Source organism: Micromonospora sp. HK10, assembly GCF_000982955.1.
Lineage (GTDB): Bacteria > Actinomycetota > Actinomycetes > Mycobacteriales > Micromonosporaceae > Micromonospora.
The window spans coordinates 25,537-52,262 of sequence record NZ_KQ058729.1; the positions used below are offsets into that span (position 1 = coordinate 25,537).

A 26,726-nucleotide genomic window follows, 5' to 3' on the forward strand; every position below is an offset into this window, starting at 1 on the left:
GCGCCCACCCGGCACCACCCCGCCAGCGGCACGGCTTCATCAGGCGGTGAAAGGCTCGAGGCCGAAACGGCCCCACGCGATGAAGGTGGCAAGCGCGACGTAGCCCAGGTTCACCATGACCAGTCTGAACTGATTGAGCCGGACATGGATGATCATCGCACCGACCATGAGCAGAACCCAGCAGACGGCAGTCACCGGCACCATGAACGGTGCGATGTCGAGCACCGCGGGCAGGATCAGGCCAACCGCGGCCAGGAGCTCGAGCACCCCGATGGTCTTGATGAAGCCGACGCTGGCGTGTCCGGTCCATTCCCCGCCCTTAAGCGCAGCCAGCTTCTCCCTGGGTACGAACGTCTTGGTGATTCCGCCGGTCAGGGAGACTGCCGCCAGCAGCCCGCTGGCGATCCAGAGAGCGAGGTTCATGCGGTCTCCCCCTGCCTGGTGTGGGCCGGCGCCTCGCCGCGCTTGACCCGCAGCAACTCCTGGCGCCTGTCGTCCTTGACCCAGGTGAGCGAGCCGGGCTTGCGTGCCTCGTCCGCCAGATGCCTGACGGTGTGCTTGCAGACGAACTCCTTGAGCTTCGCGCCCGCGCCGCCGCCGAGGTACCACCTGTTCGCGGTGTCGTCCCTGGCGGCAAACTGGAAGATGCCGGCGCGACGCCCCAGGCTGATGCACTGGCCGAAGAACCCCAGGTTGATGGGGGACGGCCGGGCACCCGCGATCCGGGCCAGCACCGTGTCGGCGGCGTGCGCGCCGATCCTCGTCGCGGCCTGGCAGCTCATCCGGAACGGCAGGTCCGACGGGGCCGCCGAGTCCCCGGCCGCGACGATGCGCGCGTCGTCCACGCTCGTCAACGTCTCGTCGGTGAGCAGGCGGCCCAGCGTGTCGGTGCTCAGCCCGCTGCGGGCGGCCAGGTCCGGCACGCCGAACCCGGCGGTCCAGATGGTCACCGTGCTCGGCACCTCTCGGCCGCCGCCGAGCCGTACGGCATCGCGAGTCACCGCCGTCACCTTCGTGTCGGGGCCGTCGAGCACGGTCACCCCGAGCCTGGCCAGCCGCCTGGCAACCGAGCGCCGGCCCCGGGCGTGCAGATACGGGCCGAGCACCCCACCGCAGACAAGGGTCACCGTACGGCCTGCCTCCGCCAGCTCGGCGGCGGTTTCGATGCCGGTCGGGCCGGCTCCGACAACCGTCACCGGGGCCGTTGTGGGAGCGGCGTCGACGATCGGCCGCAGCCGCTGCGCCTCCTCCAGGCTGGCGATCGGGTAGCCGAACTCGGCCGCTCCGGGCACGTCCGGGTGGGCGCTGCCACTGCCCACCGCGTAGATCAGGTAGTCGTAGCCGACGGTGCCGCCGGCCGCCAACGTCACGCTGCGCCCGGCCGCGTCGATCCGGGTCACCGTGTCGACCACCAGCCGGACGCCCTCGGCCAGGACTTTTCGGTAGTCGACGACCGCGTCATCGGACCCGCCCACCACTTGGTGCAGGCGGATCCGCTCGACGAACGTCCGGCGCGGATTGATCAACGTCACCGCTACATCGTCGCGCTGCGTCAGGCGATTGGCCGCCATGACGCCGGCGTACCCGCCGCCGACCACGACCACATCGATGTTCACCGCCATAGTGGGCTCCTCCGTTCCACGGGGTTCGCCCTCAAGACACCGCGTGACCGACAGTGCTGACATCGTGTGAGGCAGGCCACTGCACAGGCGCGGGGTGACGCCGGCTGACCTTGACGGTCGGCGGGTCAGCGCGGGCTCAGCCGGGGCCCTGGGACGCCTGCGCCGGCGGAGACGGCACCCCGCGATTGGCGTTGATCCGCTCCCAGTCAGGTGCGAGCTCGTCGGTGATCAGCAGGTCCCGCCCGATGTCGCGGTGCGGATACGCGGTCCGGCCCACCATGTGTGCCGCGACCGGAGCGCTGGCGAGCTGAAAGAGACCGATGAGCACCAGGGTGGTGATGTCCACCCCGTTGCGCAGCCGCAGCGCGCAGCCGAGCAGGACCAGGAGCAAGCCGAGCACCTGCGGCTTGGCGGCCGCGTGCAGCCGGAAGAGCAGGTCGGGGAAGCGCAGCAGGGCGACGCCGGCGGCGAGGCAGAGCATCGCTCCGGCGACCAGGCAGCCGGCGGCGACCGTGTCGAGGACGGCGTCGAGGCTCATTGGTCACCCTTCCGGGTCGCGAACCGGGCGATGCTGACCGAGCCGACGAACCCGAGGATGGCCAGCACCACGAGCACCGGCAGTGCGGTGGCGTCGCGGCTGTACGCCGCCTCCATGGCGATGGCGGCGACGACGATGGCGAGCAGGACGTCGGTGGCGACCGCCCGGTCGAGGATGGACGGCCCGCGGATGATGCGGACGAGAACCAGCGCGCCGGCGATGGCGAGCAGGACGGTGACGGTCACGGCGACGACGATCATGTCGGAACCCTTTCCTGGTCAACCGGCTGCGGCGGGCCGGCCGGGTATGAATCGGTCAGGCGGCGGACCTCGTCGGGCGAGCCGATGGCGTTCACGATCCGGGCCTCGAGCTCGTACACGCCGCGCCGGAACCGCTCGACCTCCTCGATCGTGCGTACGCCGATGACGTGGACGTAGAGGGTGCCGGTCGCCCGGTCGGCCTCGAGGATGAGGCTGCCGGGGACCAGGGACAGCGCCTCACCGACCAGCGTGAGGTTGAGGTCCGTGTTGACCCGCAGCGGCACCGCGATGATCGCGCCGCGCGGCGTGTGCCGGGGGCGAAGCGCCAGCCAGGCGATGTGGATGGAGGCGACCACGAGGTCCCAGTTGAAGCGCAGCAGGAACCGGGCCGCCGGCAGCGGACGGAAGCGACCGGCGAAGGTCACCGGGGGCAGCGGGAACACCGCCAGCAGTACGGTGGCGACCAGCACACCGCTGATCACGTTCGCCCAGCTGAGGGTGCCCCACAGCAGTACCCAGACGGTGGTCAGGGCGGTCATGGCCATGATCCGGTTACGGCGACGGTCGCGGCGGGTCAGCGGCGGGTTCGGTCGGGCGGGACCGGGCTGGGTCATCGGGTCGCTCACGGGGCACCGTCCGGGAACACGGCCTCGACGTACGGGGTGCGGCGCAGCAGGTTCTCGGCGGCGTCGGTGCTGACCTCGAAGAGCGGCCCGGCGACCGCGGTCAGGGCCAGCCCGAGCACCACGAGGGCCACGGTCGGCGCGATCATCAGCCGGGGCAGCATGGCGCCCGTGTACGCACCGTCGTCGGTCCGGACGGTGTCCCCGGCCGCCGGCATGTCGGGGTGCGGAGCACGCCAGAAGGCCAGGTTCCAGACCCGGGCGATGGCGTAGAGGGTGAGCAGGCTGGTGAGCAGCCCGCCCGCGACCAGGACCCAGGCCAGCGGACTGCCGTCCGCCACCCCGGCCTGCACGAGACCGAGCTTGCCGAGGAACCCGGAGAACGGCGGGATGCCGGCGAGGTTGAGCGCGGGCACGAAGAACAGCACGGCCAGCAGTGGCGACAGCCGGGCCAGCCCGCCGAGCCGGTCCAGGGCGGTGCTTCCGCCGCGCCGCTCGACCAGGCCCGCGGCGAGGAACAGCGTGGTCTGGATGGTGATGTGGTGCACCACGTAGAAGATCGCGGCGGACAGCCCGAGCGCCGTGGTCAGGCCGATCCCGAACAGCATGTAGCCGATGTGGCTGATCAGCGTGAACGACAGCAGCCGCTTGATGTCGGACTGGGCCACCGCACCGAGAATGCCGACCACCATGGTCAGCACCGCGGCCACCATCAGCAGGTCAGCGCTGCGGCCCCCGGGGAACAGCAGCGTCTCGGTGCGGATGATGGCGTACACGCCGACCTTGGTGAGCAGGCCGGCGAAGACCGCGGTGACCGGGGCCGGGGCGGTCGGATAGCTGTCCGGCAGCCAGGCCGACAGCGGGAATACGGCCGCCTTGATGCCGAAGGCGAGCAGCAGCATGCCCTGCAGCACCAGGCGCAGGTCGTCCGGCAGCGCGTCCAGGCGGTCGACGAGCTGGGCCAGGTTGAGGGTGCCGGTCGAGGCGTACACCAGGCCGATCGCGACCAGGAAGACCAGCGACGACAGCAGGCTCACCACGACGTACGTGGTGCCGGCGCGGATCCGCGTCTCGGTGCTGCCCAGGGTCAGCAGCACGTAGCTGGCGACCAGCAGGATCTCGAAGCCGACGTAGAGGTTGAACAGGTCGCCGGAGAGGAACGCGTTGCACACGCCGGCGGTCAGCACCAGATACGTGGGGTGGTAGACCGACAGCGGTGTCTCCTCGTTGCCGTCGGCCATGCCCTGCCCGATGGAGTACACCAGCACGCACAGGGTGACCGCGGCGGAGACGACGAGCATCAGGGCGGCGAGCTGGTCGGCGACCAGCACGATGCCCAGCGGCGCCACCCACCCGCCGACCTCGACGACCAGCGGCCCGTCCACCGTCGAGCGGATCAGGAGCGCCGCGGCGACGCCGACGGTGGCGGTGAGGACGGTGAGACTGACCCACCGTTGGGCGCGCGGACGGCCGGCGAGCAACAACGTCAGGGCCGCGCCGAGCAGCGGCATCACCACGGGCAGGGGAACCAACCAGGTCATTGGGCCCTCCCGGCGTCGCCGGAAACGACGACGGGTCGCTCGGCGGGCTCCTGCGGCGGCTCCCCGTCGGGTGAGTCGTTGTCCGCGGTGCCGGGGCCCTCGTCCCGGTCGGCCAGCTCCATGATGCGCCGGTCCTCGACGTCGTCCTGCACCTCGTCGTGACCGTTGAGGTGCCAGCTGCGGTATGCCAGCGCGAGCAGGAACGCCGTCATGCCGAGGGTGATGACGATCGCGGTGAGCACCATCGCCTGGGGCAGCGGGTCGCTCATGTCCTCTCCGGCGGTCGTGCCGACGATCGGCGGGCCGCCGGCCCGGCCCCCGGTGAGCAGGAGCAGGTTGGCGCCGTTGCCGAGCAGGATGACGCCCATCAGCACCCGGGTCAGGCTGCGTTCCAGCAGCAGCGTCACCCCGGCGGCGAACAGCACGCCGACGACGAGGACGTAGGTCAGGTTCGGGTTCACACCAGCTCCTTCGTCCGGGCCTCGGGGGCATCCTCGGTCTCCTGCTGGCGGTCCATCTCCGCGCCGAGGCCGCGCAGGATGTCCAGGATCAGGCCGACCACGATGAGGTAGACGCCGACGTCGAAGAAGACGGACGTCACGAAGTGCAGGTGGCCGAGGACCGGCACGTGCAGGTCGAGGACGGCGCTCTGGAGGAACTCCCCACCCAGCACCATCGCGGTCAGGCCGGTGCCGAGCGCGACGAAGAGCCCGGCGCCGAGCAACGCGCCGGCATCCACCGGGGCCGCCCCGTTGAGTTCGGTACGCCCGCCCGCCAGGTAGCGCACGGCCAGCGCGAGACCGGCGACCAGGCCGGCGGCGAAGCCACCTCCGGGGGCGTTGTGGCCGGAGAAGAGCAGGTAGATCGAGAAGAGCACGATGGCGTGGAACAGCAGCCGGGTGATGGTCTGGAGGATGACCGACTGCTGGCGGATCGTCGCACCGACCGTGAGCCAACGCGGGCGGACCGAGTCGCTGGAGCCGACGCCGGGGATGTCCCGGCGCAGGCCCAGGTCCCGGGAGCGGCGGAAGATCAGGCTGGCCACGCCGGTGGCGGCCACCACCAGAACGGCGATCTCGCCCATGGTGTCCCACGCGCGGATATCCACCAGCGTCACGTTGACGATGTTCTTGCCGCCGCCGTACGAGACCGCTTTGTCGGCAAAGCCGACGGAGATCGGGGTGGCGACGCGGGAGCCCGCCGCCACGTACGCCATGCCGGCGGTGACCACGCCGACCGCGACGCCGAGGGCGATCCGGCCGCGGCGGCTGGCCCGGATGGGCCGCTCGGAGAACTTTGCCGGCAACCGGCGCAGCACCAGCACGAACATGGCGATCGTGACCGTCTCGACGAGGAACTGGGTCAGCGCCAGGTCCGGGGCGCCGTGCAGGATGAACAGCAGTGCCGTGCCGTAGCCGGTGACCCCGACCAGGATCATCGCGGTCATCCGGCGCAGGGCGCGGGCTGCCGCCACGGCGGCGACGACCACCACCGCGCCGGCGACGGCCTGCAGGGGCGTGTCCCAGAGCGTGAACCGCTGCGGCCACGGCGCGCCCGCCAGCAGCGCCCCTCCGGGCAGCACGACCAGCACCAGCAGGATGACGCCCAGGTAGAACGGGAGGGAACCGCGTTGGGTGGCGCCGGTGAGTTCCACTGCCACCCGGTCCACGCCGCCGACGAGCCGGTCGTAGACCTTCGCCCCGTCGACCGGCGCCTGCGCCGGGCGCAGACGGCCGCGGCGCTGCAGCAGGAACAGCCCTGCGCCGGCGGCGATCGCCAGCGCGGAGAGCCCGAGCGCCGGGGTGAACCCGTGCCACAGCGAGAGGTGGTACGCGGACCCCACGCTCGGGTACAGGTCGGCGTAGGAGACGAGGACCCGGTCCACGGCGGGTGCGAAGGCCCCCACCGCGAGGCCGGCGACGGCGAGCAGCGCGGCCGGCGCGAGGAACGGCCACCGGACCGGCTCGGCCGGCGTGGTCGGCACGCCGGCCTTGCCGGCGAACGCACCCCACCCGAACCGCAGCGTGTACGCGACAGTCAGCGCCGAGCCGAGCACCACCCCGGCGAGGACCACCAGGTCGGCCGTACCGCCCTGCAGGAACGCCTCGACCGCCGCCTCTTTGGCGACGAAGCCGGCCGTCGGCGGCAGGCCCGCCATCGAGGCCGCCGCGAGACCGGCCACGACGGCCAGCGCGGGCACCCGCCGGCCCAGGCCGCTGAGCTCGCGCAGGTCCCGGGTGCCGGTGACGTGCTCCACCACGCCGACGGAGAGGAACAGGGTGGCCTTGAACAGGGCATGGGCCAGCACCATCGCCGTACCGGCGAGGGCGGTGTCCCGCGTGCCGGCGCCGAGGACCACCATGAGCAGGCCGAGTTGGCTGACCGTGCCGTAGGCGAGCAGCAACTTCAGGTCGACCTGCCGCAGCGCCGCCCAGCCGCCGAGGAACATCGTGATCAGGCCGCCGGCCAGCAGGACGGGACGCCATGGCGTGGCACCGACCACCGCCGGCCCGATCAGTGCGACGAGGAAGACACCCGCCTTCACCATCGCCGCCGCGTGCAGGTACGCGCTGACCGGGGTCGGCGCGGCCATCGCCCCCGGCAGCCAGAAGCTGAACGGGAAGATGGCCGACTTGCTCAGCGCGCCGAGCAGGACCAGCACCAGGGCGACGGCGAGGTAACCGCCAGTGGGTAGGTTGTCGGCGATCTCCGACCAACGGTAGCTGCCGGCATGCTCTCCGAGCATCACGAACCCGGCGAGCATCGCCAGCCCGCCGAGCGTGGTCACCAGCAGGGCCTGCATGGCCGCCCGCCGGCTGGCCCGCCGGGTCGGGTCGCTGGCGATGAGCAGGTAGGAGAAGACGGTGGTCAGCTCCCAGAACACGTACATCAGCAGGAGGTCGTCGGAGACCACCAGGCCGAGCATCGCTCCGGCGAACGCCACGAACACCGCTGCGAACCGGCCGAGGCCCGGGTCGTCGGAGCGGAAGTACCGCGCGCTGTAGCCGAGCACCAGCGCGCCGACACCGCCGACGAGCAGCAGCATCAGCCAGGCCAGGGTGCCCATCCGCAGCGCGACGTCCAGTCCGAGCTGCGGCACCCAGGTGACCGTCTCCACCACCGGCGCGCCGGTGCGGACCGTGCCGGTCTGTGCCAGCGCCCAGCCCAGGGTCGCCGCCGGCGCGAGCGCGACGAGGTAGAGGGCACGACGGCCCCAACGGCGTACCAGCACCGGGGCGATCGCAGCTGCGAGCACATGGATCGCCACCAGTACCAGCACACACCCTCCCCAGGGTTCTACTTTCGGTTAGCCAAGCCTAACCTGAACAAATCGGATCGACACCTGCGCGCCGTCGCGCCGCGACGGCTGTCGATGATCGGAAGCAGTGGGTCAGCCGACGGCCTGCGCCACGGCCGAGATGCCGGCCTCGCTGCCCGCCACGACCACGTCGTCTCCGGCGACGATGACGAAATCATCGCCGGGCGCCGTGATCGTTTCGCCGTTGCGGACGACGGCCAGCAGCGACAGGGCCTGCCCGCCGAGGTCGATGTCCCGCCAGGCGCGTCCGTCGCCCGGCGTTCCCAGGGCGACTGCGATCCGCACCACCGAGAGCCCCGGCACCTGCCGATCCAGGCCCACGAGATGCTCGACGGTCACCACCGCCTCGAGCAGTCCGGACAGCACCTGCGCCTCGGTCCGTCCCAGGGTGAGGGTGTACAGGGCGGTATCCGGGTCCTTCGGGTGGTAGATGACGAGGTCACGCCGTCCGTCGGGGTGGGCGATCAGGCCCGCTTGCTGGCCGCTGGCCGTTCGGAAGCGCTGGCAGACGCCGATGCCCGGTAGCGTCCTCTTCTCGACGTGCATCACCCACCCCCTTCGCGGTGACGGCCCGCCGTGGCGCCGCCAAGGTCCTTAATCCGTATCATCCGCAGCGGGCGGTCCGCCATCTCCATCGATGTCCGTCCACTGTCTGCCACCGACCTCCGCCGCGTCCACGCGTCGGCGGCGCGGTGCCGCCGGCGGGGTGGTTCGTCACCGGTTTCTCCGCAGAGAGGTTGTGCCGCCCGGCCGGGCGGGTCAGGCCACGACGCCGAAGCCGCCGGTCCAGGAAACCTTCTCGGCCGCGGCCAGGCTGATCTGCAGGAAGCCGAGGGCCTCCATCTCGCGGGCCCGCTTGAGCGCGCCGGCGTCGATGACCTTCAGGCCGGCCGCGCTGATCACGTCGCTGAGGGTGGCCTTGGCGTCGGCGTCGTCGCCAGCGACCAGGACGGTCGTGGTCAACTGGCCGACGGTGCCGGCTGCCAGCGTGCCGGCGAAGGTGGTGTTGAAGGCCTTGAGTACCCGGGATTCCGGCAGCTTGGCGGCGATCTCGGCGGCGGCCGAGCTGTCGGCGGGAACGGTGAGGGAGTCGAAGGTCTCGAAATTCAGCGGGTTGGTGATGTCGACCACGATCTTGCCCGCGAGTTGTTCACCACGCTGGGCGATCACCTGGTCGACGGTCGGGTAGGGAAACGCACGGCGCGACGACGCGCGTCGATCAGCCGGCCCGCGGGCCACCGACCACAGCACGCGGAGCATTCCGCCCGGCCAGTCGGCTCTCGTAGGCTCGGACGGTGGAGAGCAGTCGAGGGCGGATCATGGCGCAGATGTTGGATGCGGCAGAGAACGCCTCGCCGGTCGAGGCGGTCGAGGCTGTCACCCGGGAGCTCGGCGCGACGCTGCGGGCACGTGCCGTCGCGTTCCTGATCGCGGACCTCAGCGGCCGGGCGTTGGTCCGGTTGACCCACGTGCCGTCTGACGACACGGGTACGGGGCGCCGGGGCGGTGATGAGGTCGCCACGGTGATGCCGTTCGACGGCGGCCCCGCCGAGTAGGCGCTACGCACCCAGACGGTGCAGGTGATCGCCCAGGACGGCACCTGGACGGTGTTGGCGCCGGTGACCGACCGGGGTGAGGCGATCGGCCTGCTCGAGATGATCCTGCCGGACGAGCCGGTCCCGCGGGCGCTGGAGGAGATCACCCGCACGGCGCACGTGTTGGCGTTCGTGGTGATCGCCAACCGGCGGTACACCGACCTCTTCGAGTGGGGCCAACGCACCACTCCGTTCACCCTCTCCGGGGAGATCCAGCGCCGCCTGCTGCCCGCCTCGTTCACCTGTGAGGCCAGCGCGTTCACCCTGTCCGGCTGGCTGGAGCCCGCTGCGAGTATCGGCGGGGACACCTTCGACTACAGCCTCGCCCGTGACGTCCTGCACTTCAGCGTCACCGACGCGATGGGCCACGGGGTGGCCAGCGCGCTGACGGCCACCCTGGGCGTGGGTAGCCTGCGCAACAGTCGCCGCCGCGGGGTGGGCCTGGTGGAGCAGGCGGAGGCCGCCAATGCCGACGTCGCCGAACACGCCACCGTCCCCGGCAACTACATCACCGCGGTCCTCGGCCGTCTCGACCTGCGCACCGGGGTCTGCGCGCTGCTCAACGCCGGGCACGTGCCGCCGATGCTGGTGCGCAACGGAGACATCCGGACGCTGCCGCTACCGGCCAACTTCCCGCTGGGCATGTTCGCGGGCGTCGAACACCGCGCCGGTGAGATCCCCCTGCGACCGGGCGACCGCCTGGTGGTGATCACCGACGGCATGCGCGAGCGCAACGCGGCCACGCTGGATCTACCGGACCTGTTGCGGTCGATCAGCGGTCTGCATCCGCGCGAGGCGGTCCGCGCGATGGCCGACGCCGTACTCGAGGTCAGCGGACCGACCCTGGCCGATGACGCCACCCTGTTCATCCTCGACTGGCACGGCGGCCACAGCGAGGACCGGCGCACCAGCGCCGGCGCCGACCAGGGGCGTGCCAGCAGCGCGTTGCCCGAGTGACTAGCGGTCTGTCGCATGGTCGGTGAACGGCACATCGGCCTCAGCCGCCGGCACACTGTCGTAGACCTGGATCACCCGGTCGACCGACGTGACCGTCAGGACGCTGCGCACGGCGGGCTGCACCGCGGCGAGGCACAACCGGCCGCCGACCTCCCGCAGCGCCTTGAAGGTCGCCACCAGCGCGCCCAGCCCGCTGGAGTCCATGAACCGCACCCCGGCCAGGTCCATCACCACCTGCCGGTCACCGGCGTCGACCAACCCTTGCAGGCGCTCGCGCAACTGCGGGGACGTCGCCATGTCCAGCTCGCCGCGCACCTCGACCACCGTGCAACCCCGGCCGGGTCGGACCGACAGCAGCAGATCCACAACATCCTCCCCCACGCCGATGGTCCCGCCCACCCTATTCTGCCGGCAGGTGGACCGCCGCCGGGCAGCGTACGTCGAGCCGGCACACTGGCCGTTCCACCTCCGAAACCCCCGGGTCGGGCTGATCGCCACCGGAGCATCGCGCCTCCGGCTGACGCAGTTCTCCGATGGGTCAGGCTCGATCCGGGAAGGAACTACGTAATGCGGGTGAGCATGACCCTGTCACTCCCGCGTCAACCGGCCTCGGTGACCCGCGCCCGCCATGTGCTCACCACCCTGTTGAGCCTCACCGACGCCGCCGAGGACTGCCGTGGCCACCTCGCCGTGCTGATCACCGAGGCGTGCGCCAACGCGGTGCTGCACGGCGATCCTGACAGCGCCGTCGACATCACCATCGACCTCGACGACGACGTCTGCCTACTCGAGGTCGGCAACCGCGGCAGCACCCCCGACGGCGCTGGACTCGACGCCGGACTCCCCGCCCCGCTCACCATCGGTGGCCGCGGCCTGCCCCTGATCGCCGCACTCGCCGACACCGCCGCCTTCGTCGCCGGACCTCCGGACCACGTGCTGTTGCGCATCACCAAACACCTCACCGACGCACGACCGCCATCGGACCGATGACCGGCCGCCGGCCACATCGGTGAGCCGGTCAGTCGTGTTGCCCCGTACCGTGCTGCTGGTTCCGGTTCTGCCGCAGGGCTTCCTCGAGTTGGTCTTCGAGGATGATGATCCGGCAGGCGGCGTCCAGGGCGGTGCCCTGGTCGACCATCTCCCGGGCCCGGGCCGCCAGGCGCAGCTGGTAGCGGGAGTAGCGGCGGTGCCCACCGGCAGATCGGTGCGGGTTGATCAATTTCGCCTCGTCCAGGCGGCGCAGGAAGTCCTGCGTGGTGCCGAGCATCTCCGCGGCCTGGCCGATCGTGTAGGCCGGGTAGTTCTCATCGCCGAACATGTCGTCAGGGTCCTGCCCCATGCCACCTCCACGTCGAGGGCCCCGGCGCTTACGCGCCGGGGCCCAGGGTTACGGGTCAGACACCATCTACCGACGGAGACGTCGGCTTGTCGTATCCGCACGAGCCACAACTGAGGGCTTCGGGTGCGGGGATCGCATATGCGTGACCGGAGACCACCTCTCGTTCGATGGGAACTGCGGTGTCCGCCCGGCCTGAGATGACGGCCGACGGCGGGCGATCCAACGGTGTACGGCCCTCCCTTTCCTCTACTACTTCTTCCCTGGCTGACGTACGGTCCGCCAGCGTTCGGGCCCACGCGACTTTCCGGCCCGCACACGCACGGCGAACATCAGCTGGAGCCCTGAAAGAGCCTCGGCCCCACCTGCACCCCGGCTCGTGTCAGGCCGGGTGACGTGCTCCTACTGCTGCTCGGGAGGGAACGATGAAGACTGCTCCTCCCGCGCCGTCCGTCGTGACCTCACGGCCGGACGGCCCGTCTGCGTACTGACGGATCTTTCCTCTCGACTCCAAGAAGAGTATGCCAGACCGCAGAGGATATCTAGTCGATTCAGCCGAGGTTTTCTGGCCGCCGGCGATCAGGATGGCTGCGCCCGAGGCCGCCGGCGGTCCGGCCGCCCGCGGCATCAGAAGTCGTCGTCGAAGGTGACGCTGCCGCTGACACCGACCTGGTACGCGGAGACCCGCCGCTCGAAGAAGTTCGACAACTCCTGCACGTCCTGCAGTTCCATGAACGCGAAGGGATTCGTCGAGCCGTAGAGCGGTGCGATGCCGAGTTGGGCGAGCCGGCGGTCGGCCACGTGCTCCAGATACTGGCGCATGTCCGCCAGGGAGAGCCCGGAGACGCCCTGTTCGAGGAGGTCCGCGGCGAACTGGGCCTCGCACTCCACCGCGTCGGCCAGCATGTCGCGTACCTGGCGGGCCATTTCGTCGTCGAACAGGTCCGGTTCCTCGGCGCGTACGGTGTCCACCACGTCGAAGGCGAACGTCATGTGCATCGACTCGTCGCGGAACACCCAGTTGGTGCCGGAGGCGAGGCCGTTGAGCAGGCCCCGGGAGCGCAGGTAGTAGACATAGGCGAAGGCGCCGTAGAAGAACAGCCCTTCGATGCAGGCCGCGAAGCAGATCAGGTTGAGCAGGAACGCCCGGCGGTCCTCGCGGGTCTTCAACTCGCGCAGCTCGAAGATCGAGTCGATCCAGCGGAAGCAGAACTCGGCCTTGCGGCGGATGGACGGGATGTTCTCGATGGCGGCGAACGCCGCGTACCGCTCCTTCTCGTCCGGCACGTAGGTGTCGAGCAGGTTGAGATAGAACTGGACGTGCACGGCCTCCTCGAAGAGCTGCCGGGACAGGTAGAGCCGACCCTCCGGGGAGTTGACGTGCTGGTAGAGGTTGAGGACGAGGTTGTTGGCGACGATGGTGTCGCCGGTGGCGAAGAACGCGACCAGCCGGGACACCAGGTGCTGCTCGGCCGGGGACAACCGGGCCAGGTCCGCGAGGTCGGCGTGCAGGTCCACCTCCTCGACGGTCCAGGTGTTCCTGATCGCGTCCTTGAACCGGTCGAAGAAGTGCGGGTAGCGCATCGGGCGCAGGGTCAGGTTCATGCCGGGGTCGAGCAGCAGGTGCCCCGCCGTGCTGGCGGTACGGGTTTCGGGAACGGTGGTCACTGGCACGCCTCGCAGCTCTCGGGGTTCTCCAGGGAGCAGGCCACCGCTTCCTCGTCGGGTACGGCGACGACCGGCTTGATGGCGACGGTGGCCTGCTGGATGCGCGTCGCCGGTCGGGAGCGCAGGTAGTAGGTGGTCTTCAGCCCGGACTGCCAGGCGTAGCGGTACATCGAGGAGAGCTTGCCGATGGTCGGCGCGCTCATGAACAGGTTCAGCGACTGCGACTGGTCGACGTACGGGGCCCGCGCGGCGGCCAGGTCGATCAGTGCCCGCTGCGGCAGCTCCCACGCGGTGCGGAACAGGTCCCGCACGTCGGGCGGCAACTCGTCGATCGCCTGCACCGACCCCTCGGCGCGTTTGATCCGTTCCCGGATCTCCGGCGTCCACCGTCCCCGCGCCTTCAACTCCCGGACCAGGTACGTGTTGACCTGGAGGAACTCGCCGGACATGGTCTCGCGCTTGAACAGGTTGGACACCTGCGGCTCGATGCACTCGTAGCAACCGGCGATCGAGGCGATCGTGGCGGTCGGGGCGATCGCCACCAGCAGCGAGTTGCGCAGGCCGTGCGCGGCGACTGCCGCGCGCAGCGTCGCCCACCGTTCCTGCTGGGTGGGCTCGGCACCCCACAGGTCCGGGTGCAGCTCCCCCCGGGCGGCGCGGGTCTCGGCGTACGCCGGGTGCGGGCCGAAGCGTTCCGCCAGGCCGGCCGAGGTCTCCAGGGCGGTCAGGAAGATCTCCTCCTGGATCCGGGTCGACAGCTCCTTCGCCTCGGCTGAGTCGAACGGCAGCCGCAGCGTGAAGAACACGTCCTGCAGCCCCATCAGGCCCAGCCCGACCGGCCGCCAGCGCGGGTTCGACGCGGCGGCCTGCTCGGCCGGGTAGTAGTTGATGTCGATCACGCGGTCGAGGAACACCACCGCGGTGCGGACCGTGCCGCGCAGCTTCGCCCAGTCGACGCCGTCCGCGGTGACGTGCGCGCCGAGGTTGACCGAGCCGAGGTTGCAGACCGCGGTTTCCGCGTCGCTGTTCACCTCGAGAATCTCGGTGCACAGGTTGGACAGGTGGATGGTGTTGCCCGGCATCCCGGTCTGGTTGGAGAGCCGGTTCGACGCGTCCTTGAAGGTCATCCAGCCGTTGCCGGTCTGCGCCAGGGTCCGCATCATCCGCCCGTACAGGTCCCGGGCCTTGATCGTGCGGACCGCCTTCTTCTCGGCGATCCGGTAGGCCGCGTCGAACTCTTCGCCGTACAGGTCGGGCAGCTCCGGCGCGTCGGACGGGTCGATGAGCGACCAGTCGCCGTCGGCCTCGACCCGGCGCATGAACTCGTCCGGGATCCAGTTGGCCAGGTTCAGGTTGTGGGTGCGCCGGGATTCCTCGCCGGTGTTGTCCCGCAGCTCCAGGAACTCCTCGATGTCCGGGTGCCACGGCTCCAGGTAGACGCAGGCCGCGCCCTTGCGCCGGCCGCCCTGGTTGACCGCCGCGACACCGGCGTCGAGGGTCTTCAGGAACGGCACGATGCCGTTGGAGCGACCGTTGGTGCCCCTGATCAGCGCGCCCCGGCCGCGCACCCGCGACCAGGCGATCCCGATGCCGCCGGAGAACTTGGACAGCTTCGCCACCTGGTGGTACCGCTCGTAGATCGAGTCCAACTCGTCCCGCGGGGAGTCAACCAGGAAACACGACGACATCTGGGTGTGCCGGGTGCCCGAGTTGAACAGCGTCGGCGAACTCGGCAGGTACGCCAGCGACGACATCAGCCGGTAGAACCCGATCGCCTCGCCCGGCGTGCTGGACAAGCCGCAGGCCACCCGCAGCAGCCAGTACTGGGGCGTCTCCACCACCAGCCGCGACCGCGGGTGCCGCAGCAGGTACCGGTCGGCGACCGTACGCAGTCCGAAGTACTCGAACCGCAGATCACCGTCCGGGTCCACGGCGTCGTCCAGCTTGCGGGCGTTGCGGGCCACGAACGCGGCCGTCGCGTCCCCGATCAGGCCGAGCCCGTGGGCGTACCGGATCGACTGGCTGAAGCTGGCCACCCCCTGCCCGCGGACCTCCTTGTCCACGTACGCGGCCAGCAACCGCGCCGCCAGCTTGGAATACTGCGGTTCCTCGCCGATCAGCTCCGCGGCCGTCTGGATCGACAACTTGTCCAGCTCGGCGGTCGTCGCACCGTCGTAGAGGCCGCTGATCGTCTTCGTCGCGATCCGCAGCGGGTCCACCTCGTCCAGGTCCGCGACCCAGCGCTCCACCGCTCGAACGATCTTGTTGACGTCCACCGGCTCGGCGTCACCGTTGCGCTTGCGGACCTGCATCACCTGCCGGCGCTGCTCCGGCTGAGCCGGACCGGCGGGGAGCACTTCCCGCACCACAGTCATGACCTCTCCCTCGCGCTGTCTCCGATGGCCTCGGGACGCGCGGGAGGACGCCACGGCGCTGCCAGGAAGGGGTCAGCTCCGGTTGCCGGCGTCGGTCGTCCCACGCGACCTTCGACCGCCGCCCACGTACGTGGACGGCGCGCTGGCAGGTCTTCGGACTCGTGGGCGTCAAGCCTCGTTCCTACTGGCCGTCGCTTCCCGGGCATGCTCGGCCCAGTGCTTCGTGACGGCGGTCGTTCCCACTCACCGCTGCGGGGCAGTTCCGGTCTCGCACCGGATTCCCTCTTGCCTCGGCCGCCCTGGATGGGCACCGAACCAGCTACAGCGGACACTATATATGGACACTCCCATCGTCCAACACCCCCATATGCTGTGTCGGCGTGTCGTGATCGGCGTTCGCGCCGGTGGGGGCCGGCGTCCCTGCGCGGGTGGGTGACGGCCCGATTCCCGTGCCGACCGTCGCCACGGCGGCTTGAATAGCGGGGTGCGGGTCAGCCGGGACGGACGGAGTTGGCGCATCGGCACTGCCGCCGACGTGGCATGGATCGCCGGTCACACCACCGCCGGCGTCTCGGTCACCACCGCCATCCCGCCGATCTTCGACGGCTACGCCACCACGTACCAGACGGAGCAGGTCACCGCCGCCGCCTACGAGCAGGCCCTGGTCGAAGACCTCCGCCGGCACACCCCCGAGCAGCCCTGGTGGCTGGCCTACCTGGACACCGGCGCCCACGACGTCGTCTTCCCGCACGCGCCCCGGGTATTGCTCTATTGGAACTGGCCGTACGTGCTGGTCGAGGCCGGCCCGGAGCAGGCCCTCACCTGGCGCACCGGTGGTCATCTGCGCGCCGCCCGCGGCGCGCTACCCGACCTGTTCTTCCCCGCCGACCGCTCATGGCTGGTCTCCGCGCTCTGGGACGACACCTGGACCTGCGTCGGCGCCCCGGACGCGCTGATCCGCACCCTCGAACGCGACCCGCTGGCCAACGCCCGCCGGGTCCGACCCGACGAAGACGCGCTGCCGCCGGGGCTGACCCGCGAGTGACGGCCAGCGCAGAAGCCCCGGTCGGCGCCCGACGGCGGCCACCGTCCCACGTCCCGGCGGGTCGGCGGCGGCCGCGCCTACCGGTGCCGCAGGGTGGTGCGCCACGCCGCGACGAGTGCCGCCACGTCGGGGTACCGGTCGGCGGGTGGGGTGCTGGTGGCGCGGTCGACGACCCGGTGCTGGTGGTGGGAGCCGCGCCAGCCGGCCGGGGAGTCGAGGAGGTGGTGGATGGTGCGGCCGAGGGTGTGGACGGTGCTGCGCTGGTCGATGACGGCGCCCCGGACGAACTCCTCGGGGGCCATGTAGCTGCGGGAACCGGGGAGGCGGTCGGCGTCGAGGGTGAACGGGCCGGCACGATACTCGTCGAGGTCGATCAGGCGTAGCCGGCGGGCGTCGAAGTCGTACAGGAAGCAGCCGTCGTAAAGGTCGACCGCGACGTAGCCGGCGGCGGCGACGGCCAGGTGCGCGTCGAGGACGGTGTCGATGGCCGCTTCGACGTCGGGCCGGGGTAGGTGCTGGAACCGGTGCAGGGCGCCGCGGTCCGAGCCGTGGGTGGTGGCCTGGTTCAACACGCTGCCGTCATGCCACGGGTAGACCAGGATCGGCCCGTCGAGCACGTGCTCGGGGCGCACGATCGCCGGGTGTCGCACCGCGGCGTGGAACCGGGCGGCCCGCAGCAACGAACGGCGGCTGGGCGCGGTGGTGGCCGTCTTGACGAACCAGCGGCGGCCGGCCGCCTCGACGCCGTACGAGACGCACCCGGAGTCCTGGGCGTCGAAGACCGCGAACGCGGAGTCCAGGCAGAGTTCGATCACGCGGCGCAGTGTAGGACCGGACTCCGGCTGGGAACGGGGAGCGGCCCGGCACGGAGAACGATCCTCCGCGCCGGGCCGCTCGTGTCGGGCGGGGTCAGCCGGCCGCGCAGGTGGCCGTCGCACCCGAGCCGGTGCCGGTGCCCTGGAAGCCGAAGTTGGTCGACTGCCCGGCGCCGACCTGCCCGTTGTAGCCCACGTTGGTGAACCGGACGGTGCCGCTGGTGCCGCTGGCCTGGGCGTTCCACACGCCGGTGATCGCGGCGCCACCGGGCAGCGTGATGGTCACCGTCCAGCCGTTGATGCTCGCGGAGCCGGCGGTGACGTTCACGCTCGCGGTGAAGCCGCCGGGCCACTGGTTGACCGCCACCGACGCGGAGCAGCCGTTACCGGTCGGCGGCGGCGTGGTGGGGGGCGCCGTGGTCGGCGGCGCGGTCGTCGGCGGCGCGGTCGTCGGCGGCGCGGTCGTGGGCGGCGCGGTGGTCGGCGGGTTGGTCGTCGGCGGCGCGGTGGTGGGCGGGTTGGGCGCGCCGTTGGCCAGGCTGTAGGCCAGGTCCGGCTGGAACGATCCGGCCGTGTAGCGGCAGCCGTCCGCCTCCCCCGGCGGCTTCACCCAGAGGTACGCGTCGATGTTGCCGTCGCCGGTGTTCGTCGTCGGGTACTGCCCGATGCGCCGGTCGGTGTTGTCGTCGGCGCACCAGTCACCGGCGGCTCCCCCGTTGCGGCTGGTGTCGATGACCTGGCGCTTGCCCTGGATGCCCATGCCGTTGAGGGCGGAGATGACCGCCCGGCCGAAGTTCGCCTCGCTGGAGGTGGGGTTGAAGTTCGACACGTTGGTGAAGAAGCCGTCGGCGTACTGCACGCCGGCCGCCCGGAGCCGGTTGGCCGTGTCACTCGCACTGTTCCAGGTGGAGTGGCCACCGTCGAGGTACACCTTGGCGTTGGGGTTGGCCGACTTGATGGTCTGGGTCGCCGTCGAGAGCGCCTGGTTGCGCGCGTTGAGTTCGTTGCCGCTCAGGCAGGTCTGCAGGGCGAGCGAGTCGGTCTCCAGGATGATGATGACCGTCTGGTTGCCCAGCCCTCGGGCGAAGTTGGACACCCAGGTCTGGTACTGGTTGAGGTCCGGCGCCCCGCCCGCGCTGGCCCCGCCGCAGTCCCGGTTCGTGATCTCGTACACCGACAGCACCGGGATCTGCTGCGCCGAGTTGGCGGCGCCGACGAACCCGGAGACCTCGGACTGCACGGTCGACGGGTTGAAGTTGGCGAACCAGCGGGCCTGCGGCTGGCTCGCGATCTTGTCGCGGATGACGGCGGCTCGCGAGTCGCCGGAGTTGGCCGCGACCCAGCGCACGACGGCCGAGTTCGGGTCCCGGTAGAGCGATCCGGACAGCGTGCCGGCGGAGGCGCTGCCGACGGCGAGGCAGACGCCGACGACGGTGGCGCCCGCGACGGCCGCCACGCTGGCTGCCACCGGTCTGCGGCGGAGCGGGGAGAGGGTAGCCACGACGTGTTGCCTCCTGATCACATAGACGTTTCTAAGTTTGTGGGAGCGTTCCCATGGACGGTAGCGGAGGCGCGCGCCGCTGCCAAGATGTCGAGGCTCGTCGTTGCGAACGCGGATGCGTCGCCGGGTCGAGGGGTCGGGGCCGCGCGACGGACCGCGCCAGCGCCGGCTCAGGTCACGACGCGGACGCCCGGCCAGCGTTCGGCGGGGCGGTGGCGGGCCAGTCGCCGCCGGGAGATCTCCGGGCTGACCCGGGTGGGGTTGCGCCGCCACACCCCGTCGAGCAGATCGTCCAGACCGTGCGGCGCGCACACCCCGATCCGGTCGTCTGCGTCGAGGCGGACGGCCACGGCGGTGGCGTACTCGGGCCAGGTGGCGACCGCCTCGGCGATGCCGCGCAGTGGGGCCACCGGGTCACCGCCGAACTTCGCCGGATACCAGGTGTGCACGGCGGCCTGGTTCTTCGCCTCCCACGGCGGCTCTGGCCAGGCCGCGACCAGGCGCGCGGTGGCCCACTCGTCATGATCGCGGCTCAGGTCCGCCGGATCGAAGAAGACGACATCGACATCGCGCACCGACGACGGGTCGAAGCCGTCGCCGTACCGCTCCCCCCAGACCAGATCGCGGACCGCGCCCGCGCCGATCCAGGCGTCCGGCAGGCCGGAGTCCCGGACGACGCCCAGCGCCCGGACCAGCCACGGGCTGCGCTCGATCAGGTCCCGCAGGTCGTCTTCCCGCATCGGTTCCCCTCGTGGCCGCTACCCGGACCCCCGGTCAGGCGCGCCACCACACCCCGGCCCGGGAGTACCCCGCCATAACGGTAGCGGCGGGTGGGGCTCAGCCAACCGACGCCACGTCATGGTACGCGGACGCCGCCGGGTTGCCCCGGCGGCGACGCTCGGCCCGCGCTGTCAGCTCTGCTGTCCCACCGCCGCACGGACCGCCTGGGCGGGGCCGTCCATCCGGCCGTTGAAGGGCGGGAAGCTGTTCTCGTCCAGCCGGCCGCCGGCACCCGCCCAGCCGTCCCCGTCCTGCGGCCGGCGCCGCAGCGCCATCGCGCCCGCCGCTCCGGTCAGTGTCCCCGCCGCGAAGGCGAGCAGCAGCGCCTGCCGCAGGTGGGGGTGCTTCTTCCGCGCCATGCCTGCTCCTGATGTCCAACGTGTCTTCATGATGCTGATTGTCGGACTCCGCGGCTGACCGTGACGGCGGAATCGGCAGCCTTGCATGCCCGCGGCGGCGAGCCGGGCCGGCTACGCCGGGACGACGTCGAGCCGGGGACCGGCGGGTCGCCCCGCCCCGGCCAGGGCGAGCACGGTCTGGCCGGTGGCGTCGTCGACCACCGCGACGCGTACCGCCGCGGGCTCCAGGTCGGTCAACGGCACGGCGAACACGGCCGTCGCCGGGCGGCCCTGGTAGCGCGCGGCGTGTCCGACGAAGCGCCACTCACCGTCGTCCCAGTGCTCCCGCACGTCGGAGCGGAGCAGCGGCGCCACCCGCCGGTAGGAGTCGCTGAGCTGGACCTGCTGCACGCTGGCGAGCAGCGGGAGGCCGGACCCGCCGCGCAGCGGGTTGGTCAACCGGGCGCGCAGCCGGCGCAGCGGCAGCAGCCAGGCCGCGTCCAGTTCCGGGGAGAGCGCCACCACGGCGGCGGCCTCGGCGAGCAGCACGGCAATGCCGGCCCCGGGGCGGGTGGCCAGCGCGTCCGGCCAGGCGCCGGGGAGCAGCGCGGCCAGTCCGGCCGCCGCCACCAGCAGCGCCGCCCGGACCAGGCTGCGGCCGGCGACGGGGGTCGGGCGGCTGCTCAGGCAGCCGCAGGAGGAGGCGGGTGCGGCCCGGCGGGCGTACCCGAGGTAACCGAGAAAGCCGACGGCCAGCGCGGTCGCGGCGACCGCCGCCGGTCGCGGGGCGGGCAACAGCAGGAGCAGCGCGCCGAGGGTCAGCTCGACGCCGCCGAGCAGGCGGTACGCGGGCAGCGCCCGGTTCGGGCCGATCAGCCGGGCGAGGGCCGTCCGTTGGGCGGCCGTCCGGGCGTGCCGGTTGAGCAGTTTGACGCGGGCGGACGAGACCAGCACCGCGCCGACGACCAGCGGTTGCAGCGCCGCGATCAGGTCGATCATCAGTTCTCCCCTCGATTGGCGGGTACGCCCGGGCGGCGCGCACGCCGCCCGCCGGCGGCTCCAGGCCGGCGCGTCCGCCGCGCCGCGACCCGGAGCCGTCGGGCGTGTCCGGTCAGGCGGCGGCGTAGACGGTGGCGATGTCGATCTCGTTGGTGTCCGGGTGCCAGGCGCCGAGCACCTGGACGTGCCGGCCGACCCGCAGCAGGGACAGGTCGCTGACCGCCGGCGTGCCGTTGTAGACCGCCGCGGAGCGGCCCTGCACCACGTGGGCGACGATGCGCTGCCCCTTGTGGTCGAGGTGCAGCAGGTTGCGGCCGACGGCGGCGATGTGCGCGTGCAGGTTGACGATGTTGACCCAGACGGAGTCGGCGGCGAGCGTGCCGTCGGGCAGGCGGACGCCGCGGGCGTAGAGCCCGTCGCCGATGGCCACCTGGTCGAAGGTGGTCGGGTGCAGCTTCCAGATGCTGGTGCCGTCGGTGATCCGGATCGAGTGCAGCACGGTGTCGGATCCGAGGACCAGGAGCAGGTGGCCGGAGATCTTGCTGATCCGGCCCTCGACGAAGTTCGGGTCGGGGGCGCCGGGTTCGATGGCCGCCGCCTCGGCGGCGAACGCGGCGTCGGGGGCGAGCGAGCCGAGCCCGGTGGCGCCCACCACGCCGCCGAGCGCGGCGGTGGCGAGCAGGCGCCGGCGGTCCAGGGTCTGAGGCATGGGTAACCCTCCCGTTCAGACGGTGTCGACCGAGCAGGGCCGCAGCCCCACGGAGAGGCTGCCGATCGCGCTGAACGCCGCCGGCGTCAGGTCGATGATCCGGTTGCTGCCGCAGGCCGAGCCGCAGCAGGTGCGCTCGCCGCAGAACAGGTCGGTCTGCGGGCCGCAGTCGGCGATGGTGGTGCCGACCCGGGCGCCGTTGCAGAGGTTGGTGGTGTAGTGCCGGAACCCGCACCCGCGCCGGCTCATGCTCAGCCCGCAGGTGTCCGGGTGGGTGATGGCGTAGCACGCGTCCGAGGTGTTCGGCCAGGCGTGCTGGTAGTTGCCGGACTTGCAGGTGCCGCAGGCACCGCCTCCCGCGGTGCCGCAGGGACCCCAGGCCGTGCCGCAGCAGAACCACGACACTTCGCCTTGTATGGCCGCCATGGATACCTCCCTCCAGAGATGATCGACAACGATGGATGTCGATATAGATGGCGATTGTTATGTCGGAAACCACCTCCGTCAACACCTGCGGCGAAGATTTCCTACGGGTGGCACTACCGGCGGCCGGCGACGGCACGCGGGAGGCTCAGTCCGCCACCGGGCCGTCGCGACGGGGGTCGGGCTCCGGGGGCGTGAGCGGGCCGAACGCCCGCCGCACCCGGCGGTTCGCCTCCTCCTGCGGCAGCGCCGTGGCGACCAGCAGATCACTGGCGGCGGTACGTACCTGGGCCACCACCACGGCGCCGGAGAAACCCACCCCGGCCCGGTAGGCGTGCCCGGCGTCGGCGACCGCTCGCTCCGCCTCCTCGCGGGTCCTGGTGGGCTCGGCGGCCCCCCGGGCGAACTCCCGGTGCAGCATCCGCACCGACCCGGCGAGCCGGGACACCGCCGCCGGCAGGGCCGCCGGGATCGGCTCGCCGTCCTCGATCAGGGTGATGGTGCGCCGGATCAGGGTGCCGCTGTTGCGCATGGCCCGGTCGACCGGCTCCACCGCTTTGGCGTACCGGCCGAGCGGCCCCTCCCGGGCGCTCCAGTAGACCGGAGACATCGTGCTCGCCTCCCGGGCGCCCTGCGCCGCCTCGCCGAAGGCGCCCAGCTCCGCCTTGTTGTTCCGGAGCCGGTCCCGGGCGGCCCGCGCCCGGACGGCGTCCCGTTCCCGCAGCGCGGCGGCGGTGGCGTCGAGCTGGTCGGCGAGCAGGTCCAGGGCGGGACCGGCGGAGCGGTTGATCAGCCGGAGCGGATTGAGCGGCAACAGCACCGCGGTCACCACCAGGGCCGCCCCGCCACCGATCAGAGCGTCGGCGAACCGGGGCAGTTCCAGGTTCGACACCAGCGGCGTCAGGGTGCCGATCAGCACCGCCGTCGCGCCGGCCTGGACCACCAGGGCGGGGCTGCGGCCGACGAACGCGGCCACCAGGATCGCGAGCAGCACCATCACTCCGAGCTGCCACGCCCCGACACCGATCGCGCCGATCAACAGGTCACCGGTGAGGATGCCGAGCGCCACCCCGACGACCAGCTCCACCGTGCGACGCAACCGCTGACCGACCGACGCGGCCAGCGTCACCACCGCCGAGATCGGCGCGAACACCGGCTGCGCGATGTGCAGCAGGCTGTCGGCGACCCACCAGGCAAGCCCCGCGGCCAGCCCGGCCTGGGCGGCCAGCCCGAGACCGGCCCGGACCCGGCGCAGCCGATCGGGCAGCGCCCCGCCCCAGCGGCGGGACAGGTCGGCGATCCGTCCGCCGGGCCGGGTACGCGTCGCTCCGCTGCCCTCCCTCGACGGACCCGCGCCGGCCACGGCCGGGGCTACCCGCTACGGCGCGATCCAATCCTGCCGTCCGGCGCGGCGGCGACCGCCGACGTCGACGGCACCCGCCCTGCGCCGAGCAGCGGGCCGGTAATCGGCGCGGTGGTGACCGCCGACGCCGACGACTCCCGCGCCGGCCAGCCGGCCGGTAGTCGGCGCGGCGGCGACCGCCGACGGCACCCGCCCTGCACCGAGCAGCCGGCCGGTAATCCGTTTGGCGGGCGGCCGGGCGGCGGATAGCCTCGCCGCCAACGTCACTCCGACTGCCTGAAGAGGGTGTTTTGGTGCCCGTGCCGCGCCGAGCCGAGCAGCGTCGTCTTCTCTCGACGTCCCCACCTCTCTTCTCCTGGAGTGATCACATTGGATCTGCCACGTAGTTTCAGCATCCGCGAGGGCGACCTGCGGATCCTCAACCCGATCGACGACGTCAAGCTGGCCACCCTGGGCCGGGTGATCGGGCTCCGTCCCGGCACGTCGATCCTCGACCTGTGCAGCGGCAAGGGCGAACTGCTCTGCACCTGGGCTCGGGACCACGGCATCACCGGCACCGGGGTGGACATCAGCACCGTCAACACCGCCGCCGCCCGGGCGCGCGCCGCCGAGCTGGGCGTCGCCGACCAGGTCCGGTTCGAGCACGGCGACGCCGCGGCGTACGTACCCGAACAGGTCTTCGACCTGGCCGCCTGCGTCGGCGCCACCTGGATCGGCGGGGGTGTCCCCGGCACCCTGGACCTCCTGGAACGCGGGCTGCGCCCCGGCGGGATGGTCCTGGTCGGCGAGCCGTACTGGCGGCTCGACCCGCCCGACGAGAAGACCTGGTCCGCCTGCCACGCCCGCTCCCGGGACGAGTTCCGGGACCTGCCCGGGCTGGTCGGGCTCTTCGGCGAGTGCGGCTGGGACCTGGTGGAGATGGTCCTCGCCGACCAGGACAGCTGGGACCGGTACGCGGCCGCGCACTGGCTCAACCTGCGCCGGTGGCTGGACGCCAACCCGGACGACGAGCTGGCCGGTGAGCTGCGCCAAGAGCTGACCGACGACCCGCTGCGGTATGTCCGCTACCGGCGCGAGTACCTGGGCTGGGGCGTCTTCGCCCTGCTCCGCCGCTGACCCGCGCGGCCGGCTCCCGCTCGTCCCCCCGGGGGCGGGCGGGAGCCGGCTTAGCCGGCGGCTACGCAGGGTAAAACGCAGCCCATGGAACAGCTGCGCACCTCGCCGCCGCCGCCGGAGGCCGCCGATCTGGAGCGGTGGGTGCTCGACAGCCCGGACGGACTACGCGACCTGCGGGCGTCGCTGCGCGACGCGCTGGAGCGGCACGGACTGGTGCAGGGCGAGGACCTCGACGAGGTGCCGCACCTGGTCGTGCTGGTCGCCACCGAGCTGGCCAGCAACGCGCTGCGGCACGGCCGGCCGCCGACCATCGTCACCCTGCTCGGCCGCGACGACTGCTTCCTGCTCGACGTGGCCGACCACGACGTGCGCACGGTGCCCGAGCTGACCGACATCCATCCGCTGGACTCCGGAGGGCGGGGACTGTTCCTGGCCCAGCAGCTCTCGCTGGCCGTCGGCTGGTACGCCACCGCGCACACCAAGAACATCTGGGCGTCGTTCCCCCGCCAGTCGCGGCCGGACGCCTGAGCGGCGACCCTAGAAGCCCGCGACCGGGTGCGGGACGTACGGCGCCTCCAGCTGCGCCACCTCGTCCCCGGTCAGCTCCAGGTCCAGCGCCGCCACCGCGTCGGTCAGGTGGTGCGGCTTGGTCGCTCCCACGATCGGCGCGGTCACCGCCGGGTGGCGGGCCAGCCAGGCCAGCGCCACCTGGGCCCGGGGCACCCCCCGGGCCTGCGCGATCCGGGCCACCGCGTCGACCACCGCGCGGTCGTTCTCCTCGGTCCGGGCGTACAGCCGGCGGCCGAACTCGTCGGTCTCCGCCCGCGCGGTCTGCTCGCCCCAGTCCCGGGTCAGCCGGCCGCGGGCCAGCGGGCTCCACGGGATCACCGCGATGCCCTGGTCGAGGCAGAGCGGCAGCATCTCCCGCTCTTCCTCCCGGTAGAGCAGGTTGTAGTGGTTCTGCATGGAGACGAACTTGGTCCAGCCGTGCCGTTCGGCGGCCCAGAGCGCCTTGGCGAACTGCCACGCGTACATCGAGGAGGCGCCGAGGTAGCGGACCTTGCCGGCGCGGACCAGGTCGTGCAGCGCCTCCAGGGTCTCCTCGATCGGGGTGCCCGGGTCGAGCCGGTGGATCTGGTAGAGGTCCACGTAGTCGGTGCCGAGCCGGCGCAGGCTCGCGTCGATCTCGCTCATGATGTGCTTGCGGGACAGGCCGGCCCGGTTAGGTCCGGGCCCCATCCGGCCGTGCACCTTCGTCGCGATGACCACGTCGTCGCGGCGGGCGAAGTCCTTCAGCGCCCGGCCGACGATCTCCTCGCTGGTGCCGTCGGAGTAGACGTTGGCGGTGTCGAAGAAGTTCACCCCCAGCTCCAGCGCCTGCTGGATGAAGGGCCTGCTGTCGGCCTCCGACAGCGACCACGGGTGCGCACCCCGCCCCGGCTCGCCGTAGCTCATGCAGCCCAGGCAGAGCCGGGACACCTCCAGGCCGGTAGACCCGAACTTGACGTACTCCATGCGGTTGTCCTCCTCCTCGCACCCGCCGTCCATCTCACCACCGGCGGGCGCGCGCCGCAGGCCGGCCGGTTCCATCCTCGGCCGGCACCGGGCCGTCGTACGTCCGGGCCGGTTCGCGCAGAGCCGGGCCCGGAGCGGAATTGATCCACTCCGGTTGCCGCAATCCGGCCTCTCCACAGCGCCCGAGGCCCCCGTTTGCGGTATCCCGGGCGGACCTCCCACGACGAGCGCCGGCGACCCGGCCCGCCACGACGAGCGCCGGCGACCGGCCCCGCCGGGGCGGCCGGC

General features: G+C 71.9%; 29 protein-coding genes and 1 riboswitch. Of the genes, 6 read left to right on the forward strand and 23 right to left on the reverse strand.

What is annotated here, in order from left to right; translation table 11 throughout:
* Positions 1 to 39 precede the first annotated feature (39 nt).
* The 10 genes from LQ51_RS08095 to LQ51_RS08140 all read right to left on the reverse strand — a co-directional run bounded on the left by LQ51_RS08095 (position 40) and on the right by LQ51_RS08140 (position 9,154).
* Complete coding sequence (locus LQ51_RS08095; RefSeq protein ID WP_046564066.1) at positions 40 to 423, reverse strand: DoxX family protein; 384 nt, start codon at positions 421 to 423, stop codon at positions 40 to 42.
* Positions 420 to 1,622: an NAD(P)/FAD-dependent oxidoreductase gene (locus LQ51_RS08100; protein WP_046564067.1), complete on the reverse strand. Its 1,203-nt coding sequence runs from the start codon at positions 1,620 to 1,622 to the stop codon at positions 420 to 422. The genes LQ51_RS08095 and LQ51_RS08100 overlap by 4 nt, the downstream gene beginning before the upstream one ends.
* Positions 1,623 to 1,758: 136 nt before the next feature.
* Positions 1,759 to 2,160 carry a monovalent cation/H(+) antiporter subunit G gene (gene mnhG / locus LQ51_RS08105; RefSeq protein ID WP_046564068.1) on the reverse strand — a complete coding sequence of 134 codons (402 nt, stop codon included), beginning with the start codon at positions 2,158 to 2,160 and terminating at the stop codon, positions 1,759 to 1,761.
* Positions 2,157 to 2,420 (reverse strand): MrpF/PhaF family protein, encoded by a 264-nt coding sequence (locus LQ51_RS08110; RefSeq protein ID WP_046564069.1) that lies wholly within the window; start codon positions 2,418 to 2,420, stop codon positions 2,157 to 2,159. The genes mnhG and LQ51_RS08110 overlap by 4 nt, the downstream gene beginning before the upstream one ends.
* Positions 2,417 to 3,046 (reverse strand): Na+/H+ antiporter subunit E, encoded by a 630-nt coding sequence (locus tag LQ51_RS08115; protein WP_231605553.1) that lies wholly within the window; start codon positions 3,044 to 3,046, stop codon positions 2,417 to 2,419. Before LQ51_RS08115 ends, LQ51_RS08110 begins: the two co-directional genes overlap by 4 nt.
* Positions 3,043 to 4,584: a Na+/H+ antiporter subunit D gene (locus LQ51_RS08120; RefSeq protein ID WP_046564070.1), complete on the reverse strand. Its 1,542-nt coding sequence runs from the start codon at positions 4,582 to 4,584 to the stop codon at positions 3,043 to 3,045. The genes LQ51_RS08115 and LQ51_RS08120 overlap by 4 nt, the downstream gene beginning before the upstream one ends.
* Positions 4,581 to 5,045, reverse strand: a complete 465-nt coding sequence (locus tag LQ51_RS08125) for a Na(+)/H(+) antiporter subunit C (RefSeq protein WP_046564071.1) — start codon at positions 5,043 to 5,045, stop codon at positions 4,581 to 4,583. The genes LQ51_RS08120 and LQ51_RS08125 overlap by 4 nt, the downstream gene beginning before the upstream one ends.
* Positions 5,042 to 7,864 (reverse strand): Na+/H+ antiporter subunit A, encoded by a 2,823-nt coding sequence (locus LQ51_RS08130; protein ID WP_046564072.1) that lies wholly within the window; start codon positions 7,862 to 7,864, stop codon positions 5,042 to 5,044. The genes LQ51_RS08125 and LQ51_RS08130 overlap by 4 nt, the downstream gene beginning before the upstream one ends.
* Positions 7,865 to 7,975: 111 nt before the next feature.
* On the reverse strand, positions 7,976 to 8,449 hold the full coding sequence (locus LQ51_RS08135) for a cation:proton antiporter regulatory subunit (RefSeq protein WP_046564073.1): 474 nt from the start codon (positions 8,447 to 8,449) through the stop codon (positions 7,976 to 7,978).
* A 213-nt stretch (positions 8,450 to 8,662) separates the two neighbouring features.
* The gene (locus tag LQ51_RS08140; protein WP_197087566.1) at positions 8,663 to 9,154 is read right to left on the reverse strand and encodes an NADPH-dependent F420 reductase; all 492 of its coding nucleotides are present in this window, start codon (positions 9,152 to 9,154) and stop codon (positions 8,663 to 8,665) included.
* A 44-nt stretch (positions 9,155 to 9,198) separates the two neighbouring features.
* Between LQ51_RS08140 and LQ51_RS33785 the strand changes: the two genes are divergently transcribed.
* The gene (locus LQ51_RS33785) at positions 9,199 to 9,459 is read left to right on the forward strand and encodes a hypothetical protein (RefSeq protein ID WP_231605555.1); all 261 of its coding nucleotides are present in this window, start codon (positions 9,199 to 9,201) and stop codon (positions 9,457 to 9,459) included.
* A gap of 18 nt (positions 9,460 to 9,477) precedes the next feature.
* Complete coding sequence (locus LQ51_RS08145; RefSeq protein WP_231605557.1) at positions 9,478 to 10,455, forward strand: PP2C family protein-serine/threonine phosphatase; 978 nt, start codon at positions 9,478 to 9,480, stop codon at positions 10,453 to 10,455.
* On the opposite strand, the gene LQ51_RS08150 is transcribed toward LQ51_RS08145, so the two are convergent.
* On the reverse strand, positions 10,456 to 10,854 hold the full coding sequence (locus tag LQ51_RS08150; protein ID WP_231605559.1) for an STAS domain-containing protein: 399 nt from the start codon (positions 10,852 to 10,854) through the stop codon (positions 10,456 to 10,458).
* Between the two features lie 168 nt (positions 10,855 to 11,022).
* On the opposite strand from LQ51_RS08150, the gene LQ51_RS08155 reads away from it, so the two are divergent.
* Positions 11,023 to 11,445, forward strand: a complete 423-nt coding sequence (locus LQ51_RS08155; RefSeq protein ID WP_082159320.1) for an ATP-binding protein — start codon at positions 11,023 to 11,025, stop codon at positions 11,443 to 11,445.
* A 28-nt stretch (positions 11,446 to 11,473) separates the two neighbouring features.
* Here LQ51_RS08155 and LQ51_RS08160 read toward each other — a convergent pair whose 3' ends face one another.
* From LQ51_RS08160 to LQ51_RS08170, 3 genes are all read right to left on the reverse strand, one after another.
* A complete protein-coding gene (locus tag LQ51_RS08160; protein WP_046564077.1) occupies positions 11,474 to 11,794 on the reverse strand; it encodes a helix-turn-helix domain-containing protein in 321 nt (106 codons plus the stop codon).
* A gap of 624 nt (positions 11,795 to 12,418) precedes the next feature.
* The gene (locus LQ51_RS08165; RefSeq protein WP_046564078.1) at positions 12,419 to 13,459 is read right to left on the reverse strand and encodes a ribonucleotide-diphosphate reductase subunit beta; all 1,041 of its coding nucleotides are present in this window, start codon (positions 13,457 to 13,459) and stop codon (positions 12,419 to 12,421) included.
* Entirely contained in the window at positions 13,456 to 15,834 is a 2,379-nt protein-coding gene (locus tag LQ51_RS08170) for a ribonucleoside-diphosphate reductase subunit alpha (RefSeq protein ID WP_046564079.1), read from the reverse strand. The genes LQ51_RS08165 and LQ51_RS08170 overlap by 4 nt, the downstream gene beginning before the upstream one ends.
* Before the next feature lie 126 nt (positions 15,835 to 15,960).
* Positions 15,961 to 16,169, reverse strand: a riboswitch (cobalamin riboswitch).
* Positions 16,170 to 16,369: 200 nt separating this feature from the next.
* On the opposite strand from LQ51_RS08170, the gene LQ51_RS08175 reads away from it, so the two are divergent.
* Positions 16,370 to 16,879 (forward strand): hypothetical protein, encoded by a 510-nt coding sequence (locus tag LQ51_RS08175; RefSeq protein ID WP_231605561.1) that lies wholly within the window; start codon positions 16,370 to 16,372, stop codon positions 16,877 to 16,879.
* A gap of 77 nt (positions 16,880 to 16,956) precedes the next feature.
* Here the strand turns inward: LQ51_RS08175 and LQ51_RS08180 are convergent, their stop codons facing one another.
* From LQ51_RS08180 to LQ51_RS08215, 8 genes are all read right to left on the reverse strand, one after another.
* The gene (locus tag LQ51_RS08180) at positions 16,957 to 17,694 is read right to left on the reverse strand and encodes a protein kinase family protein (RefSeq protein WP_046564081.1); all 738 of its coding nucleotides are present in this window, start codon (positions 17,692 to 17,694) and stop codon (positions 16,957 to 16,959) included.
* Positions 17,695 to 17,788: 94 nt separating this feature from the next.
* Positions 17,789 to 19,195: a glycoside hydrolase family 6 protein gene (locus LQ51_RS08185; RefSeq protein WP_046564082.1), complete on the reverse strand. Its 1,407-nt coding sequence runs from the start codon at positions 19,193 to 19,195 to the stop codon at positions 17,789 to 17,791.
* Between the two features lie 170 nt (positions 19,196 to 19,365).
* Positions 19,366 to 19,935 (reverse strand): nucleotidyltransferase family protein, encoded by a 570-nt coding sequence (locus tag LQ51_RS08190; protein ID WP_046564083.1) that lies wholly within the window; start codon positions 19,933 to 19,935, stop codon positions 19,366 to 19,368.
* 171 nt (positions 19,936 to 20,106) lie between these two features.
* Positions 20,107 to 20,334, reverse strand: a complete 228-nt coding sequence (locus LQ51_RS08195; RefSeq protein ID WP_046564084.1) for a hypothetical protein — start codon at positions 20,332 to 20,334, stop codon at positions 20,107 to 20,109.
* 111 nt (positions 20,335 to 20,445) lie between these two features.
* Positions 20,446 to 21,312 (reverse strand): MauE/DoxX family redox-associated membrane protein, encoded by an 867-nt coding sequence (locus tag LQ51_RS08200; RefSeq protein WP_052744779.1) that lies wholly within the window; start codon positions 21,310 to 21,312, stop codon positions 20,446 to 20,448.
* Positions 21,313 to 21,424: 112 nt separating this feature from the next.
* Positions 21,425 to 22,021, reverse strand: a complete 597-nt coding sequence (locus LQ51_RS08205) for a hypothetical protein (RefSeq protein ID WP_046564085.1) — start codon at positions 22,019 to 22,021, stop codon at positions 21,425 to 21,427.
* Between the two features lie 15 nt (positions 22,022 to 22,036).
* Entirely contained in the window at positions 22,037 to 22,447 is a 411-nt protein-coding gene (locus tag LQ51_RS08210) for an RlpA-like double-psi beta-barrel domain-containing protein (protein WP_046564086.1), read from the reverse strand.
* Positions 22,448 to 22,592: 145 nt separating this feature from the next.
* Complete coding sequence (locus LQ51_RS08215) at positions 22,593 to 23,807, reverse strand: FUSC family protein (protein WP_046564087.1); 1,215 nt, start codon at positions 23,805 to 23,807, stop codon at positions 22,593 to 22,595.
* 369 nt (positions 23,808 to 24,176) lie between these two features.
* Here LQ51_RS08215 and LQ51_RS08220 point away from each other — a divergent pair, with 369 nt between their 5' ends.
* Together LQ51_RS08220 and LQ51_RS08225 are read left to right on the forward strand one after the other, a co-directional pair.
* Positions 24,177 to 24,923, forward strand: a complete 747-nt coding sequence (locus LQ51_RS08220) for an SAM-dependent methyltransferase (protein ID WP_046564094.1) — start codon at positions 24,177 to 24,179, stop codon at positions 24,921 to 24,923.
* Positions 24,924 to 25,007: 84 nt separating this feature from the next.
* The gene (locus tag LQ51_RS08225; RefSeq protein WP_046564088.1) at positions 25,008 to 25,451 is read left to right on the forward strand and encodes an ATP-binding protein; all 444 of its coding nucleotides are present in this window, start codon (positions 25,008 to 25,010) and stop codon (positions 25,449 to 25,451) included.
* Positions 25,452 to 25,460: 9 nt separating this feature from the next.
* On the opposite strand, the gene LQ51_RS08230 is transcribed toward LQ51_RS08225, so the two are convergent.
* Positions 25,461 to 26,438, reverse strand: coding sequence for an aldo/keto reductase (locus tag LQ51_RS08230; protein ID WP_046564095.1), 978 nt, complete (start codon positions 26,436 to 26,438; stop codon positions 25,461 to 25,463).
* Positions 26,439 to 26,726 lie beyond the last annotated feature (288 nt).